Raw genomic sequence first — 17,151 nt, forward strand, 5'->3', positions numbered from 1 at the left:
CGCAATATCATCAATTTGCTTTTCCGCTAGATCCTTACTACATTCTGATATGGCCACACCAACTAACTATCTAGATCATCATTGAGAGGGGAGTCAGACGGCATATTGGCAATAGGTAAAGGATTTTATAAGATTTAGAAACGTTGCTAGCTGATAGTACTAACTTATTATTTATACTAAAGAGCCATGACTGAGTTTCAGCCATGGCAAGAGAGAGGTGAAGTGGTGGTTATTCCTGTTTAGTACTAATTAGTACTGAGATTTTCTAACACATCGTTAAAGTACCGCCCTAATTTAGATGGCTCTCACTTAAATTAAGCCCTCAATAGCTCAACACTGACTTGAAAGTAATAATCATCTTTGATAGTGATGCTGACATTACCTCTATGAGCTTGTGCAATCGTTTGGACGATTGATAACCCTAAGCCTGCTCCTGTGTGCTTGTTGTCTGTCTTATGATGACGATAAAAACGCTCAGATAATTTATCTACCTCTAGCTGGGTCATTGGCTCATCTAAACGATTGGTCATCATGATTTTTAGAGAAGATTGCTTTAATGCAGGTGCTGAAGCCTTTTGTAGACTACTCCTACTCCTAGTCGTATGCGTCAGCGCAGAGTTTTCAATCGAAAAGGCTTCAATAGTGATGCTACTATCACTCGCTGCATAATAAGTGGCGTTTGATATCAAGTTGGCAAATAACCTCTGCAATAAACTCTCATCTCCCAATACTGCTCGGAAGTTACCTGTTTTTTGGAAGGTGATGTCACGCTCTTCCGCTACCAGCTCATAATAAGAGATAAGGTTGGTCATCATTGATTCGGTATCAATACGATTGAGCTGTGAGTCAAACAGTCCTTTTTGGGTTTTTGCGAGCAGTAGCATGTTGTTGATTAGCGCAGACAGCTGCTCGAGGGTGTCATGCTGATGATGCAGCTGTTCGACATATTCATTGCAGCTTCTATTTTTGCTCAGCATTACTTGAGTTTGGGTGCTGAGCGTGGCAAGCGGAGTGCGTAGCTCGTGCGCGATATTATCTGAAAAGCGAGACAGCGATTCAAAATTGCTTTCAAGGGTTGCCATCATGAGATTGTAAGATTCAGCCAGTGGTCGTAGCTCTCGAGGCATATCAGTAACGATGACCCTTTCATCCAAGCGATCAGGATTAATGCCTTTCATTTTTTGGACGATGGTAGATAACGGTGCAAACCCCCAGTAGACACTCATGGCGGCCACTGATATCAGTAGCAGGGTGATAATCCCTAAAATAATACTTAACTGACGATTGAAGTGTAATAGGTATTGCTGATGGACATCGATAGGTAAGGCAATCAGTGCCAATGTTTGGTTGTTTTGAATAATAATGGCATGGTAGTTTTTACCGTTCATTGCCAATGAAAACTGTTGCTCATGGTGGGTGTCCCATAATGGCAATACTTGAAAGTCTTCGGGTAAAAAGGCTGAAAATCCGCTAGGGGCACTCGATAGCAGTTTTCCGTTTTTATCAAAAATAAGGGTTTTTATATCGTAATCAAGCCATGAAGAATGCAGATGATCCGCATCAGCAGGTGCAGATAATGTCAAAGCATTAGATAGAGTCGTTTGTTCATCAGTGCTATTGACACGCTTACGCAGGTTGAAGGCGGCATGAGACAGCATTTCAGTATCCATTTGATCGAAATGGTTACTGACAGAGCGCTGAACCCAGATATAGATGATGGCTTGAGAGATAACGACAAATATCGTTAGTAAGAAAATAGTACGCCATAGCAAAGGCAAGCGCCGATTGTGGACGTTACTCTTCATTGTGTGCGTGCTCAGCGTTGTCATTGCTATCGTCCGGTGTATCTAACTTATAGCCCATACCTCGTACGGTATGAATCAGTTTTATGTCAAAGTCATCATCGATTTTTAGACGCAAACGACGAATGGCAACATCGATGACGTTGGTGTCACTATCAAAGTTCATATCCCAGACTTGAGAGGCGATGACAGAGCGCGGTAACACCTCACCATGGTGCTCTAAAAAAAACTGCAATAGAGAGAACTCTTTAGCAGTAAGTTTTATAGTGGTTTGACCTCTATTAACTGTGCGCTTGGAGAGATCCATTTTTAAATCTGCAATTTGCATGATGGTACTTTTATAATCTGCTTGGTTGGCACGGCGTAGCAAACTTTTGATTCTTACAATCAATTCAGCAAAAGCAAAAGGTTTGGTTAGATAATCATCACCGCCAATCTCAATGCCTTTGATTCTATCGCTCAGATCATCTTTTGCTGTCAAAAATAGCACAGGCGTATAGTTTCCAGCCGCTCTATAATTGCGGATTAACTCAAAGCCGCTAATATCTGGCAACATGACATCCATGACTACCACGCTGAAATCATCTGTTATCAACGCATGATGACCATCTAAACCAGTCATATAATGATCTACAATAAAACCTGCTTCGGTTAATCCTTTTTTGATATATTCACCGAGTTTTATTTCATCTTCAACCAGTAGTACTTTCATATTTTCTCTATTTAGTATGGTGCGCGTATTTATCACAACTGAAGGGCATGGATAGGGTAGATGCCATTAATGCTATCAGGTGTTTAGGATTCAAGTTATATTAGTTTTTGATGCGTCAATTCTGTGTGGCAGTATATGTTTGATAGAAATCATACAGCTGACATAATCATCAGGTTTCAACCTCATATTAAAGGAAACGGTCGCGCATTAGAATCCAAAGGCACCAACATGACAAAATTGTCATGTTGGTGTCATCTATCAGTCAGAATCAACCGTGTATGCTCCCTGCTGATTTAATGGACTGTAATGCCAATCCTGCTAGCCCTATCACTTTTATTGGCATCGAATCAAACCAATAGAACTCCCTGATGTGGCCACTCAAATCAATGGCGGCTTGATTGGTGTATATTTACACACAAGCCTATCTCAATATTAAATTAATCTTGGTATGACACAAATTAGAGGCGGTCTTATGAGACACAAGAATAGTACTTATACATATAGGCATCACAAGATATCGAGTCATATTTTGTTAGTGGCGCTGACATCGTTACTCTTTGCTTGTAGCCAACCAAGTACGGATGCGCAGAATATACAAAGTGTATCAAACGATAAATCCGCCACTACTGACTCGCAAGCAGTACAAACAAGCGCTGCTGAGATAGAGCCAGTCATGGCTCCTGTGTCCGACTCGTCTACATCACTTAAAAATGTTTCAGCCACTGTCTACAAAACACCAGATTGCGGCTGCTGTGAGGACTGGATAGAACACATAGAAAGTCATGGTTTGGATGCAAGTGTTCAACATCCTGAAGACTTGTCTTTATTTAAAGATCGTTATGATGTTCCGCAGCAGATGCGTACTTGTCATACCGCTGTTACCGCAGATGGCTACGTCTTTGAAGGTCATGTGCCTGCAAAATATATGGCACAGTTTTTAGCGAGCCCGCCTGCACAAGCCATTGGCCTTGCTGTCCCGGGTATGCCAGTGGGCAGTCCTGGTATGGAGCAACAAGATAAATTTATGCCGTACCAAGTAATGCAGATGAATAAAGATGGCACAACAGAAGTATATGCTGATATTACGTCTGCTCAGCAGCAATTGTAACGCTATAGTCAATCCTCTATAAAATGGATAGGGTGTCACTATTATCAATGATAGACACCAAATACTTTATAGCTAACAAAACAACCTATTGAAAATGAAGTGCTTAAACATCACTTTTGATATCAGTACCATAAATTTAGAACCATGGAGAAGTACGATGATGAACGATACCGCTATGAACGGAGCAATGATGAACGGAACCATGATGCAAGGTATGGGCATGGGTGGCATGATGATGTGTATGCTATTTGCACTATTGCTATTTTCCGTACTCATATTAGCTGGCATCGCACTGATAAAACACTTGCGTAAACCAGCAGCAATTGCATAATAAACGGCGGTATCTGGCAGCAGGGGATAGAGATAATGCGTCTGTCCCCTGCTACCAGAGACTATTTCAAGCTGATGGTTCTCAACAGAGCGTTTGATCAAGTGTGATATACCTGAAAATTCACATAGACGATAAACAGCCATGAGGCTCTGACATTGTAACCTGCTTGGATAGCGTAAATAGGATTTAACCACCTAAGAGGGCTGGCAATTTAATAAAATTGCCAGCCCTACTGGTATGGTGATGACGTCATTTAATATATTATCTAATACTTTGCTATCAAATGCTCATTAAAATATTGCCAGTTATAGTCAATCCTCTATAAATTGGGTACGGTGTCAGTCTCGCTTAGCCTACTACTTGTAGTGCTTTCACTCGGCTTCCTTGTATCCAAATTATATTGAACTGACTATAGTAAAAAGGTTATTCAGGGTTGTCATTAATGAACGTAACCAAAAGCTCGCCCAATGTTTCGCCTTGATCTTCTTGGAGGAAATGTCCACCGTTGGTAATAATCGTATGGTTTTGACCTTTGGTCCCCGGAATAAGCTTTTGCATTATTTTATCACCACCGTTGGTAACTGGGTCTGAATCGCTGAACAAGGTGATGAAAGGCTTTGTCCATTTACTCAGTTCAACCCAAGCTGCACGGTTATTGTCTGAGGCAGGATCATTCGGTGTCGTAGGGACAAGTAGAGGGAATTGTCTGGCGCCTTCTTTATAAGACTCATCAGGAAATGGTGCATCATAAGCGTCGATTACCGCCTGTGATAATTCTGTGATGGTCCCGCTCTTAATGGCACCACCCACATTGAACAGTGGTGTTTCTTGTGAGAATTTTTGCCATTTGCGAAAACCTTCCCCTGGATCGTGATCGCCAGTGGGGAGCATGGTATTACCAGCGGCTACACGGGCAAATTTATCTGGGTGTGCTGCCACAAGTCGCAGTCCGATTAGACCGCCCCAATCTTGACAAAACAGGGTAATGTCTTTCAAATCTAATTGGTCAAGTACCGATTGCATCCAGTCGACGTGACGCTGATAGGTATAGTCTTCACGAGATGCAGGTTTGTCTGAACGTCCAAAACCGAGAAGGTCTGGGGCAATCACACGATGACCAGCGGCAGTTAATATTGGGATGACTTTGCGATATAGGTAAGACCATGAAGGCTCTCCATGTAACAATAATACTGGAGCGGCATCTTTTGGGCCTTCGTCGAGGTAATGCACACGTAGTTCACTCCCTTCGCTATCGTCGACCATTAAGTAGTTCGGCTCAAAGTCATAATCAGATAGGTTCGCAAAACACGAATCAGGGGTTCTAAGTACTTTCATATATCATCCTTGTTATCGTTTAGGTCCATTAAATGTAACTTCAGGGTTGGGCTTTTGGTACATGATGTGGTAATTATATTCTGCTTATTTCGATGAGTAGTTACCTCAATCAGCAGAGACATTTACCAGAATAAGTAGGTTTATTTTATACATTTGAAAATATTTTCAATAAAGACTATATCGCACATACCTTTGTTCATGCAACACAGAGAGTGCTGAAAAAGATATGAGCGATATGGCGTGTCAATAGTGATAAATTCAAACTCCATTAATAAATGGATTGTTGTATATAAGCTTTATTATTTATGAACGAGCTTGGTGTAAGCTTTGCCTAATACCACGCCAAAGACAATGTGTAGCATCAAGGTTGCGATAGGTATCATGACACCGCTTGGCATATCTAAGCCAAACATTGCTTTGCCCATTATTGGCATCACGGCAACCATCATCACAAGCCAACCTGCAAAACCTATCCCAATACCTAGTCCGACGAAATTTCTATGTAAATTATTGCCAGATGCTAATGCGATGCCAATACCGTAGCCGATAGAACCAATCATAAAGTGAGCCACCAAAGCGATGGCTTTACTACCACCCATTTTGGATGCGATCATCGCGATGATGTCAAAATCAAGCATCAGTCCCATCATGCTTTTGAACATGAGTAGTAAAGACATGACGATAGTAGCGATAAAGCCTGCAATTATTCCTGCTATATATTTATTCATGATAAATATTACTTTTTTATAGTTTTAAGGTTACTTCTTCTTTTTTGAGATAATTTGCTCAACCAGTGTGACAAGATCTGACGCTATAAAGTCAGGGGTTGGGACGTTAGGGGCGGGTAACATAGCGTTGTAAGGCCGTGTGAGAAAAGCCCCTTGGCAACCAGCTGCTTGTGCACCAATCGTATCCCAAAGATGAGAAGCGACTAGGCACATATCAGACATCTTCACCGATAGCTCTTTAGCCACCATTTGATAGGTCTCAGGTGCAGGCTTGAACTTCGCTACTGTCTCAACGCTAAAAGATTGCTCAAAAAACTCACTCAATCCTGCTTTTTCAAGTGGTGTAGGGGAGGTGCTACTCGCTGAATTGGTCAATGTCACGAGTCTAAACCCTGCCGCACGTAGTTTGGTCAATGCAAGCGCAGCGTCAGGATGAGCGGGCATGTTACCCATGCGAGTTTTGAATTCTTGGATGTCATCATCTGTTAGCGTGACTTGATGGATATCAGCTGTCATCTGTAATGCGCCAACACCGAGCTCACCGAAAGATGTATAAAGACCGGATAAGGTCATGGCTTGCGAATACAGCACCAACTGAGCGAACCATTCTCTTAATATGTTCTCATTGTTAAACAGACGAGCAAATAAAGGTGTGAGGGTATCGATATCTAATAATGTCTCGTTGACATCGAATACGATGATTGAAGGAGATAGGTTAGAGGGCATAAAAGCTCCTTTTAATATATAAGTGTGTTGAATAAACGTATTAAATATAGGCACTTTGCAGTTATAAGTATTAGAGAAAAAGCGTTAGTAGCTCTTACAGTAACTGGACTTAAGCAAGCATTCAAGTTAATTTGAGTAATCACTCAAATTTAATGGTTAAGCTTAATCGAGATTTTTAAATAGCTCGATTGACTTAGGTTGCTTAGACTCTTTCGCTTAGAGGACTTGGTTATATATCACTGAAGGGCTTTACGAAAGTTTTGAAATTCTTCAGATTGATCAAGCAGACTGCTGCCAAGCGAGCGCAAATCATCGACTTGCTCAGGTTGCAAATGAAAGGTCGTTGGCATCGCATCGAACTTTGCACGTTCGTTTTTATCCTTTACTTGATCAAAGGTTAATACGGAAAAGTGAACTGCAACTTGAGGCGAGTCTGAGTCGCGCTGAGCATTTACATGTTCGCTCCACTGCAAAAACTCTTTTTTAGCCGATGAGACAGTTTCATTATTCAGAGTACCTAATGCGACTTCACTGGCGGCTGAAATGGTTTCGAGGAAACTAGGATCTTTACCCTCTAAAGACCAGTCATGCTCTGAGTAGGTTTGCGCATTGGCAATGACGACTAGCACTTGTTTGACCTGACGCAACTTGTCAGGGCTAAATGCACCAGCCATATTTGGGACGTCGCCATATTGAGTCACAGGACTCATCATCGAGCCACGAACCCCTAGATTATCGGTGACGCCGCCATCTACCAAGCGAACGACAGGCATACGATCTGGCTGTGAATAGCGATCCAATGCACGGGCGATTGCGTAACTGCGTGGTAGATGATCGTCTTGATTCAGCGCCTCATCCACCCAAGATTGCTCTCGCTGTGCGCAGTCAGAAAAGTTACGTAGGGCTATGGGGGCAAAGATACCGGGTACGGATGAAGAGGCCATCACTGCATTGGCCACGGGATAGCTCGATAAATCTGAACATAAAAAATCAAATTGCTGCTGAGTAAATGAGAAGGTCATGGCGTTATTTAGATCGCTGGCATTGAGAATGACGTAAGGTAATTTGCCTCGACCCATATCCGCAAAAGTCTTTTGTTGAAACAGATTACTGTCTAAGTTATCCGCTACCAGATCACCCCGATTGTATTCAGAGCTGCTCATAGCGATTAGGCTTTTCGGACGTAATGCAAGCCTGATCAGTCGAGATTGCCAGTCCTCATATAGAAAATCTGGCGCAAACCGCTCAAAAATATCATCACCAAACAAGCCGTAATAAGCAGCGGTGTAACTACCGCCTGATACTGAGGAGATGACATCAACCTCATCTAACAGTCGACGCTCTACGCCATCGATAGTCACTGGTGTGTCACGCAGTTTTTCGAGTACACCGTAGCTAAGCGCTGCTGCCCGTGTGCCCCCACCAGAAAAGGCAAGCACCACAAAGACATCATCTGAGTTTTGAGGTAAATTACTATCAAAATCGTAACGAGTAGTGGTTTTGTCTACTATAGGTTCGTTCCAGACACGTTGTGTACAACCGGTCAATAAGCTTGATATAAGGATAAGCATCAAGAGGAAAATCATGAAGCGTAATTGCGGCGCAGCTATGCGGTTTGATAGCCTTTGAAGGAGGTACTCATAGCAACTAGATAAGTATATACGCATGCAGACTACCTCAAAATATGTATAGTAAAATCCACATAAATTCGCTACATCGTCACCCTCGCTAACCATACTAATGTATAGCTTGCACTCGGTTTCCTTGTATCGAAATTACTTGAACTCAACTATAGGTCGGGTCTCTTGTCTCTCAGTTATTTCAAAGCGGCTATCCGTGACACTTTTTATGAATTTTTAGAGAGCGCTTGACGCTTATTATATTGACCTTTCTTATAATAGATAGCTGATGCGTACGGTCTACAGTTTACAATGTAAATGGCGGTCAATAGTCCAATTGTTGAATATAAACAGTAACGGCATAGCAATGGTCAGTCAAGATAAAATTAAGCAGTCCTTCAATGTTGATAGCGGTGTGTTTAAGGTTAATGTATTAAGGAAGCAGATGATTTCGTTTGAATATAGAGATAGTCTGTTTTAAGCAGCGCTAGACAATTATGCTGAAGCCCAAAGTCTGATGATAGAGAATGACTGTATATTAGCCGCCGTCAGCATACTTATTCGCTGGGATCAGAGCCAGGTGGAAAGTCATGGCGCAGCTGAGATACGTTGTCAGTCGTTACCGTATCAGTATAGTTATTTAAATCACTATGCACGTACTGGGTAACAGCGGCTATCTGCTGATCATTCATCATGCGATGAAAAGAGGGCATACCGCGTAACCCATTGATAAGGATGCTAATGATGTAATATTTAGACTCCATTTTACTGTTGTTGGCTAATGGTGGATAGTAACCCGCTCCCTGTGCACCTTCACCTTTGAGCATGTGACAGCCTGCGCAGGAGTCGTCATAAAGCTTCTTACCATCCGTAGCGAAAAACCCAGTTTCACCTTGTGTACTGCCTTCAAATTTAGCTAACCATTTTTGCAAGTTAGCATCGTCACTCATTTTTGGTATAGCACTGACGTCGACGATATCCATAGGCGGGCGTGTCAGTGCTTCTTTTGATAGATAGACGCCGCCCCAAGCCCCATTATTGCGGCTAGCTTGATTGTCAAACACCATAGGCGCTGTTTGCTGGCTGGCGATAGTAGCGGCGTTCTCGGTTCTATGCTGACTACAGCCTGACAACGTTATTAACGCTATCGATCCACCAACAACGAGGGTCATTACTGCCTTACTGGAGCTAAGCGGGCTAGATGATTGGATTGGGTTTGATGTCAACATATTCATGATTGTTCCTAATGTGCCTAGTCTCATTGTTAGCATTCTTGCGTCAATGCCAGACTTATTAACCAAAGACTTATTATTTAAAGATGTGCTATCCAAGTTTCTTGGCCTTTTGATGTAGGCGCTTGGCTGCGTCTAGCCCTGAGAGTATCGCACCTTCTTGCCAAGCAGGAATATGAGAACAATGCTCACCCGCCAATACAATACGATGGTCAATACTACAAAGCGACTCGTAATACTGCTGACGGCTCGACTCACTCCAAATGCCATAGCAGCCGAGTGACCAAGGAATACGATGCCAAGCGACTGATGTACCTGCGCGGAACTCTTTGGTGTATTGCGGATGAATATATTTGCCATATTCTAAAGCAACGTTAATTCGCTCTTTTGGCGTTAACGCATTGAATTTATAAGACGCTTCTCCAAAGCCATAAGCACCTAATAACACGCCTGAACCTGAGGTAAATAAATCTTGTGAAGGGTAGGAGATTTGGGTAATGGGCAGATCCGTATAAGTGATGCCGCCGTATATCCATTCATCCTCTTCCCAAAACCGTCGCTTAAACTCAAGCCCTACTTTATAGGAGGTGTCATAAGGAACGGCAGCCATGGCTTGCTTCATTGGCTCTGAGACATTGATGTCAATTTGGGTCAATACTGACAGTGGAATATTGCAAATACACCAATCAGCACGAATACTTTTAACGCCACTTGTTAAGTTACCGCTTTCAGAGTTGCTGCTTTTAGAGTTATTGGCATCGACATAATCAACCGTGACACCCGTTTCATCTTGATGAATCTTAGTTACCTTAGCATTGAACTGAATCATATCGCGGCATTCGCGGGTGAAAGCGTCGCCGATTTTACCCATGCCACCAACGGGTTGGAACATGGCGGGTTGATGCACATGAACCGTATAGTTGTTATAGAGATCAGACCACATGCCTGAACTGAGCAGCTTGTCCATTTGAATGGGCGTAGAGGGTTTGGCATCGGGCATCAGTCCACCACCTGGATAGACGCTATAGCCACGATGTTTACCCGTTTCATGGCTTTTGACATAGCGATAATCAGTATCGAGCACGCCCCAACCTTTAAGGCCTTCTAATAGTTTTTCTTTGTCTTCTTTAGTCACCGTATCATCCAAGCTGCCTTTATTGACGGCTTTGGATAATAGCTCTGATACATAGCCACGGATATCGCTTTGCACGTCACCCAAGCGCTGCGGCGCACCATTGAAATGGTTGGTACGATGTAGGTAAGCACGATCATTGGTTTGAATAAAGGGCTGTAATGCTACATTGAACTTTTTGCAATAATGAAAGACTGCATAGTGATGCACGGGCAGACGCCATGGCCCACCATTAAAATAGTTGCCTTTTTCGAAGTCGCAGGTGACTTCTTCGCCACCTAATTCTGTGTATTTATCCCCGCTGTTTAGCGTCCAACTGCGTCCGCCACCGCGATTTTGGTACTCAAGGACAGTAACTTTATAGCCTGCTTTGCGTAATTCATAAGCCGCTGTCAGCCCACCTAGGCCCGCACCAAGGATTACGATGCTGGCGCCAGCAGGGGCGCCTTTTAGATCTATTTCTTTTTGAAAGCTAGACTCTGAGGCAAAGCCCAATGTGGTCATTGCCTGATACATGGCCGTCGCACCAGCTGTCTTACCAATCATCGAGAGCAGTTGTCGCCGTGTAGGGGAATGCAGCAAATCTTTCATTTGATTATCCTTGTGGTGCTCAGTCTCTATATTGCTATAGTCAATCCTCTATAAAAGAGTGACAGCGTTAACCTCGCTTAAAGTATTACATATACATCTGCACTCGGTTGCCTTGACTCTCTTTCAAACTGAATCAACTACATAAGACGCAAACGGTTCAATTAATTTTTGGGGTTAGCCTTTCTCTTTTATCACTCGCTTAACCTCGTCAGCACTCACATCACTACTGGGTAAACCACCAAAGTTGATTCGCACATAATTGGCAATACTAGCAATCTGCGCGTGGCTCAAGTCTTTTTCAAAGCCTGGCATCTTGGGTGCGGTATTGAATGCACCTTTTGCCCCAAACGCAATTACGCCGATAAGTGCATCAGGTTTAGCACGGCGGATGCTACTGAGACCGACGATAGCAGTATAGCGGGCATCAGGTTGCGCGTAACCATCGACACCGTGACAGCTGGCGCAATGAGTCAGATATAGTGATTTTGGTGAATCGCTATTTTCCATTACTTTGTTTGGATTGTTATTTTGACTGCTGCTTTGATTACTGATTTGATGACTGCTTTGATTAATACTGACATGAGGCGTGTCAGCTTTTGCCTTAGCCAAATAATCCTTTTGCTCAAGTAAGTCGTAGGTAATAGATGTGCTTTTTGGATTGGGGAGTCGCGCGATATTGACAGGTATTAAGTAATCATCCGTCTGGATAGCGGGGACGACTTTTAGGTAGTTAGCCATCGCACTCAAATCTTCATCAGTGAGATAGCGGGTACTATGTGCTACCGCTTCAGCCATCGGGCCACCCGCATAAGCTTGCTTATCAAGTTTACCAGTACGCAAATAAGCGATGATGTCACGCTCAGTCCAGCGACCAATCCCCGTCTCATTGTCAGGCGTGATGTTAGGGGCAAACCACTTGCTGAGTGGTGCTCCAGATAAATAGCGATCTTTATCGAGACCTTGGGTGAGATTGCGCGGCGTATGACACGTGCCACAATGCTCTAGATTATTCACCAAGTACTCACCTCGCTGCTGGGTTTGGGTCAGTCCTGAGCGATTTTCGGTAGAGGGTACATTGATGACATTCCATGCCAGCATCAAGCTACGGATGTTTAATGGAAATGGCAAATGAGTGGTCTTTTCAGGAGGTGTGTCAATGACAGGTACTGTCTGAAAGTAAGCAAACAAAGCGCTGATATCAGCATCAGATATACCGTGATAGGACGGATAGGGCATGGCAGGATAGATTTGGTGCTTTGGCGAACGACCTTTACGAAGCGCGTTTTTAAAATCAGCTTCGGTATAGTTGCCGATACCATACTGCGTAGAAGGCGTAATGTTGGTTGAATAAATATTGCCAATAGGCGTCTCTATCGGTACGCCGCCACTGTAATCTTCACGGTGGCAAGCCATACAATCTGCCGTACGTGCCACATAAGCCCCGCGATTGGCGAGATCACTATTCAGTGGACTAACATTTGGCAGGCTAGTTCTAGCAGGCAAATCAGTATGCGCAGGATAGATATTATCAGCATAGGCCGTACTGCAAGCCAGACTAACAACCAGTGCTGATATCGGTATAGAAAGTGATTTCATAATATCCCTATAATGCTAGTAATAGCTCCTATCTATAACGCTTGCTCGCAGCACCAGTCGTATGGGCGGCTTCTATCGTAGCAGTTTATTCTGACACTCAAATAGAAGGCTCATGGCTACATTCCTTTGTCGGCCATCTACACATCAATGACGATTACGACGAGTGCGATTCATATTTTTATCGAGTCAAATATTGGTTACTGTTGATTATTTATACATTGTTTTTCAAATATTTAGTAGCGATATTTTAGTGGGAGTAATATCGATGACCTAAGTAGTGTTTGCTCGACGATGGCCGTATCATCGTTACGGTCAAATAGTTTTAGGATGTTTTTTTGCTATTAAGGATATCTATAAAGTTCTTTGAGAATTGAGGGTAATACTTTTAGTTCTACTGGTAGATGTTTTCTTAAAAAAGAGACTTGAAAGCGCACAAGCAATGGTTAGTGATAGCAGCATCGATACTAATGTATGACTAAAAAAATGGTCGCCAAAGAGCATTTTGTATAACCCCATTGTCCAGCCTAAGGCGGTCACGCTCTCAAATATTCTATAACGATATTTTTTTAGAGTGGGTAAAAATACCAAACCATACAAAGAGAATCCTGCGCTCGCATGTGCGGCTGGAAAGCATTTGGCTGGCGTGTCGGCGACTATGTTTTGCCAAACATTTAGATAAGGTAAGCTCCCACCAAATAGTGTTAAATGGTTGGGGCAACTCACATGTGTCATCCCTTTTAATAGCGCAATAGACGTAGGTACTACGATAAGAATCGTCAAAAGATAACTTATCTCACGAATGGATAAAGGGACAATAAGTTTACGGAGCTTACTGCTATTGGTTGCAGAAATACTGTTTGGAGATTGCCTGTATTTCAGGATTAATACGGTAATCAAATAGAGTGCTAGGAGAATCAATAACGCTTTTGGTCCATCATAAAAGATGAAGGCATAAGGCTGTGCATCTTTTTGGATGAGCCATTGCCCATGGCTATAAAACAGCTCACTAATACGAATATCAAATTGGCTATGCTCAAAAGTTAAAGCCGCAATAATCGTTAAGCACAAGAGTTTAAGCCAAACCCAATCCGTTGAATCATCCTCTGGAATCATTTAAAACCTCAACTAGTCCTATAGTCAATTCTCTATAAAAGAGTTACTGCGTTAACCTCGCTTGAAGTATCACATATACATCTACACTCAGTTGCCTTGTCTCTCTTTTAAACTGAATAAACTATACATACATTATGGTAGTGATACTGCTCACCAAATACTGTTTAAGATAAAAAGGTCGATAATGCCATTAACCACAAAACAAACAATAACAGTAATGCTAGAAACTGAGCAGCTGAACCGACATCTTTGGCTATTTTAGCTAGTGGATGTTGCTCAGTAGAGGTATGGTCGACACTCGCTTCGATACCAGTGTTTATAAGCTCAACGATTAAGGACAAGAAAGAGGCGAACACCAGCATCATTTTGATGCTGATAGTAAAAGGCATAAATATAGTGAATATTAACAGCAGTAGATTGAGCCAAAGAACTTGTCTGAATGCGGCTTCAAACTTATAAGCAGCACGGAAACCATCTATAGAATATCCTGTTGCATTTAGGAGTCGATCCAGACCTTTTTTACCCTTGGCATTACTTGCAAAGCTGCCAGTCATCACAAGAGTATCAGGTACGCTCTTATTTTTAGAATAGGAGTCTATCTGTTGATGCTCGATAGAAATGGTTTCGACATTATTAATATTGATGCTCATATTGATGGCTCAATCGTTATGGATATTTTGAGTGTATGGCAAGGAGTACGTAGTGCTTTCACTCGCCTTTCTTATCTCTGAAAATATAGAGCAAGTGCAATCATTTCTATAATTATTGTTTTAATGATCCCAGTGTAGGAGGTCACTGGTTAGCACTTGGGTATTAGTATGAGCGGGGCGCTGTTAAGAAAGTGTTAAGACGGGATGCTTTTGATTTTTTATATTTATGCGATGTACTTATGCGATTGTTAAGTGTGGATGAAATGCTTCAAGCGAGGTTCAAGCTGGTATTCTTTTATAGAGGACTGACTATAGAAGAGGCTACGTATAATAAATACTAAATGTGCTACCGCCAGCCTCATTGGCTTGGTGCGTTAGTTGCCAGTCCATATGAGTCATGATGCGTTGCACGATGCTAAGTCCCAAACCGCTGCCTTCAACTTGGTAGCTAAACTGACCTTTTGACAATGATTCGGTATCCAGTTTTTGGTCATTGTTCTGTTGTTCTAGACGCTCAAATCTTTCATATAGCAAAGGCATCATCACTTCAGGAATACCAAGCCCTGTATCCGTGACGGTGATTTTTTCGGCATCAATCGTAATGATTACCTCACCCTCATCAGTGTATTGAAATGCATTTTTTATTAGATTGCCCAATGCCATTTTTAGTAGCTCGGGTCGTACGTACGCGAAATATTCTTGTTCAGCCATTACGGTGCAAGTCACTGCCTTATTGCGTAGCAAGTATCTTAAGCGCGCCACTTCATTTGAGGCAATATCGTTGATGGAAGTTTGCGGTGTGTCTAGTTTTTCAGGTGCACGAGAGAGTAATAATAAAGCACTGATAATCTCAGAAGTTTCCTTAGCGGTATTGCTAATGCGGTTAGTAAATTCACTTAAGTGACTGTCATGTTCTAATTGTGAGGCCAGTACCTCTGATGCCCCCATGATAATAGTCAAAGGGGTGCGCAGCTCATGGCTGACATCGCCTGTAAACAACTGCTCACGCTTTAGATATTGCTCTAGCTTATGGTTTTTGTCATCGATAGCTCGAGCCAAGACGCCAACCTCTGAAGGTATATGTGTTAGTTGGGATAGGTTTTGATGATCGGTCTCTACGGCTTTTTTTAAGTCTAATAGTGGTTTGGTGATTTGCCTAGAGGACAGCTGAGAGAATATCGCTGCGATTAATAAACTCAAAATGACAGCCGCTCTCAAGGCATTGGCAAAAATATCTTCTAAGCTTTCAAAGATTTCTAGAACCGGATAGTGACTCATCACCATCTCAACCCCTTCTACGTAGGTTAAGATATAAGCTTGCTCACCTTGCTGATCGATAAAAAAGTGAAGGTTGGCGTGGGTTTTGCCAGACTCATCGTTGATAGTGACCGATATTTCTTGCACTTTTTCATTCGCTAATGCCTGTAGATTGGCAGGTGCAACATCGTAGCGGTAAATTTTAATACCTGGGTCGGCAGTGTAAATAGGCTGATCGCCGTACTTCTCTTGACTAAGATCAAGCTGCTGTAATAGACGAGCCTTGACCAACTCCTGTTCTATTCTGCTCTCCGCGTACAGAAAAATACTGACGAAAGTTGCGCAAAGCAATAAGGCAAATAAGAAGTACGAGATTCGAAATTTGTTAACGATGGAGTCGATACTAAACATGGTATTTACTTCGTAATGAAAGGCAGGAAGGAAGAAAGTGATGTGGTCATACAAATAGCTAAATATTTTTTATCACAAGGGCAGATTGTTAAAGCTATCAGCGGATTTTATATTTTATCTGGATCAATGATTTGGTAACCGACACCAGGTATCGTGACTATCATGGCTTGTACAAAGGGTTTATCAACTTGTGCACGTACACCATGCATATGTGTGCGCAGGGCATCGCTACTAGGAATGTCCTCACCCCATACCTTTTCTTCTAGCTCGTTTTTGCTGACGACTCTAGGCGAAGTGCTCATGAGCACATTTAGTATCTTAAAGCCTGTTGGCGTGAGTTTTAGCGACTGTCCTTCACGTGTAATGGTGTGCTCTTCCGTGTTTAACGACAGCTTGCCGACTTCTATACTATGCCGGAAGTGGTCGTCTTGATGTCGACGTATAAGGGCTTTGATGCGTGACTCTAGTTCTACTAAAGAAAAGGGCTTAACCAGATAATCATCGGCACCACTATCGAATCCTGCGACTTTATCTGAAATAGTATCGCGCGCCGTCAGCATGAGTACAGGAGTTTTATTATGTAGCTCATCTCTTAGCTTTTTACACAGTTTTGTACCGTCCATGCCAGGTAGCATCACATCTAATAAAATCACGTCATAACGATTATTAGCAGCGAGCGTCAAGCCGCTAATACCGTTATGAGCATTATCCAACTCAAAGCCTTTTGGCTCAAAAAAAGCATAAATATTGGCCACAATATCAGGATTATCTTCAATAATAAGTATTTTGTACATAGATATCTCGTGCA

At 42.5% G+C, this 17,151-nt stretch carries 15 protein-coding genes; 2 read left to right on the plus strand and 13 right to left on the minus strand.

Features of this window, described 5'->3' with window-relative positions; genetic code table 11:
• Positions 1-314: 314 nt before the first annotated feature.
• Together I6E84_RS06680 and I6E84_RS06685 are read right to left on the minus strand one after the other, a co-directional pair.
• A complete protein-coding gene (locus I6E84_RS06680; RefSeq protein ID WP_197217014.1) occupies positions 315-1,805 on the minus strand; it encodes a histidine kinase dimerization/phospho-acceptor domain-containing protein in 1,491 nt (496 codons plus the stop codon).
• On the minus strand, positions 1,795-2,514 hold the full coding sequence (locus I6E84_RS06685; RefSeq protein ID WP_197217015.1) for a heavy metal response regulator transcription factor: 720 nt from the start codon (positions 2,512-2,514) through the stop codon (positions 1,795-1,797). The genes I6E84_RS06680 and I6E84_RS06685 overlap by 11 nt, the downstream gene beginning before the upstream one ends.
• A gap of 472 nt (positions 2,515-2,986) precedes the next feature.
• Here I6E84_RS06685 and I6E84_RS06690 point away from each other — a divergent pair, with 472 nt between their 5' ends.
• Together I6E84_RS06690 and I6E84_RS06695 are read left to right on the plus strand one after the other, a co-directional pair.
• Positions 2,987-3,622, plus strand: coding sequence for a DUF411 domain-containing protein (locus I6E84_RS06690; protein ID WP_197217016.1), 636 nt, complete (start codon positions 2,987-2,989; stop codon positions 3,620-3,622).
• 157 nt (positions 3,623-3,779) lie between these two features.
• Positions 3,780-3,953 carry a hypothetical protein gene (locus I6E84_RS06695; protein WP_197217017.1) on the plus strand — a complete coding sequence of 58 codons (174 nt, stop codon included), beginning with the start codon at positions 3,780-3,782 and terminating at the stop codon, positions 3,951-3,953.
• A 423-nt stretch (positions 3,954-4,376) separates the two neighbouring features.
• Here I6E84_RS06695 and I6E84_RS06700 read toward each other — a convergent pair whose 3' ends face one another.
• The 11 genes from I6E84_RS06700 to I6E84_RS06750 form a co-directional block, all read right to left on the minus strand.
• Positions 4,377-5,288: a haloalkane dehalogenase gene (locus I6E84_RS06700; protein WP_197217018.1), complete on the minus strand. Its 912-nt coding sequence runs from the start codon at positions 5,286-5,288 to the stop codon at positions 4,377-4,379.
• A gap of 299 nt (positions 5,289-5,587) precedes the next feature.
• Positions 5,588-6,016: a DUF6789 family protein gene (locus I6E84_RS06705; RefSeq protein WP_197217019.1), complete on the minus strand. Its 429-nt coding sequence runs from the start codon at positions 6,014-6,016 to the stop codon at positions 5,588-5,590.
• A 30-nt stretch (positions 6,017-6,046) separates the two neighbouring features.
• The gene (locus tag I6E84_RS06710; protein WP_197100447.1) at positions 6,047-6,742 is read right to left on the minus strand and encodes a haloacid dehalogenase type II; all 696 of its coding nucleotides are present in this window, start codon (positions 6,740-6,742) and stop codon (positions 6,047-6,049) included.
• Between the two features lie 236 nt (positions 6,743-6,978).
• The gene (locus I6E84_RS06715) at positions 6,979-8,313 is read right to left on the minus strand and encodes a patatin-like phospholipase family protein (protein WP_197217020.1); all 1,335 of its coding nucleotides are present in this window, start codon (positions 8,311-8,313) and stop codon (positions 6,979-6,981) included.
• Between the two features lie 605 nt (positions 8,314-8,918).
• Positions 8,919-9,596 (minus strand): c-type cytochrome, encoded by a 678-nt coding sequence (locus I6E84_RS06720; RefSeq protein ID WP_227681336.1) that lies wholly within the window; start codon positions 9,594-9,596, stop codon positions 8,919-8,921.
• A gap of 88 nt (positions 9,597-9,684) precedes the next feature.
• Positions 9,685-11,316 (minus strand): flavin monoamine oxidase family protein, encoded by a 1,632-nt coding sequence (locus I6E84_RS06725; RefSeq protein WP_197217022.1) that lies wholly within the window; start codon positions 11,314-11,316, stop codon positions 9,685-9,687.
• A gap of 174 nt (positions 11,317-11,490) precedes the next feature.
• Positions 11,491-12,912: a cytochrome c gene (locus tag I6E84_RS06730; RefSeq protein ID WP_197217024.1), complete on the minus strand. Its 1,422-nt coding sequence runs from the start codon at positions 12,910-12,912 to the stop codon at positions 11,491-11,493.
• A 351-nt stretch (positions 12,913-13,263) separates the two neighbouring features.
• Positions 13,264-14,025, minus strand: a complete 762-nt coding sequence (locus tag I6E84_RS06735; protein WP_197217026.1) for a PAP2 family lipid A phosphatase — start codon at positions 14,023-14,025, stop codon at positions 13,264-13,266.
• A gap of 164 nt (positions 14,026-14,189) precedes the next feature.
• Complete coding sequence (locus I6E84_RS06740; RefSeq protein WP_197217319.1) at positions 14,190-14,579, minus strand: diacylglycerol kinase; 390 nt, start codon at positions 14,577-14,579, stop codon at positions 14,190-14,192.
• A 417-nt stretch (positions 14,580-14,996) separates the two neighbouring features.
• Positions 14,997-16,343 carry a sensor histidine kinase gene (locus tag I6E84_RS06745; RefSeq protein ID WP_197217029.1) on the minus strand — a complete coding sequence of 449 codons (1,347 nt, stop codon included), beginning with the start codon at positions 16,341-16,343 and terminating at the stop codon, positions 14,997-14,999.
• A gap of 107 nt (positions 16,344-16,450) precedes the next feature.
• On the minus strand, positions 16,451-17,137 hold the full coding sequence (locus I6E84_RS06750) for a response regulator transcription factor (RefSeq protein WP_197217030.1): 687 nt from the start codon (positions 17,135-17,137) through the stop codon (positions 16,451-16,453).
• Positions 17,138-17,151 lie beyond the last annotated feature (14 nt).

It is taken from the genome of Psychrobacter sp. SCQQ22, from assembly GCF_015864605.1.
GTDB classification, from domain to species: Bacteria; Pseudomonadota; Gammaproteobacteria; order Pseudomonadales; family Moraxellaceae; genus Psychrobacter; species Psychrobacter fozii.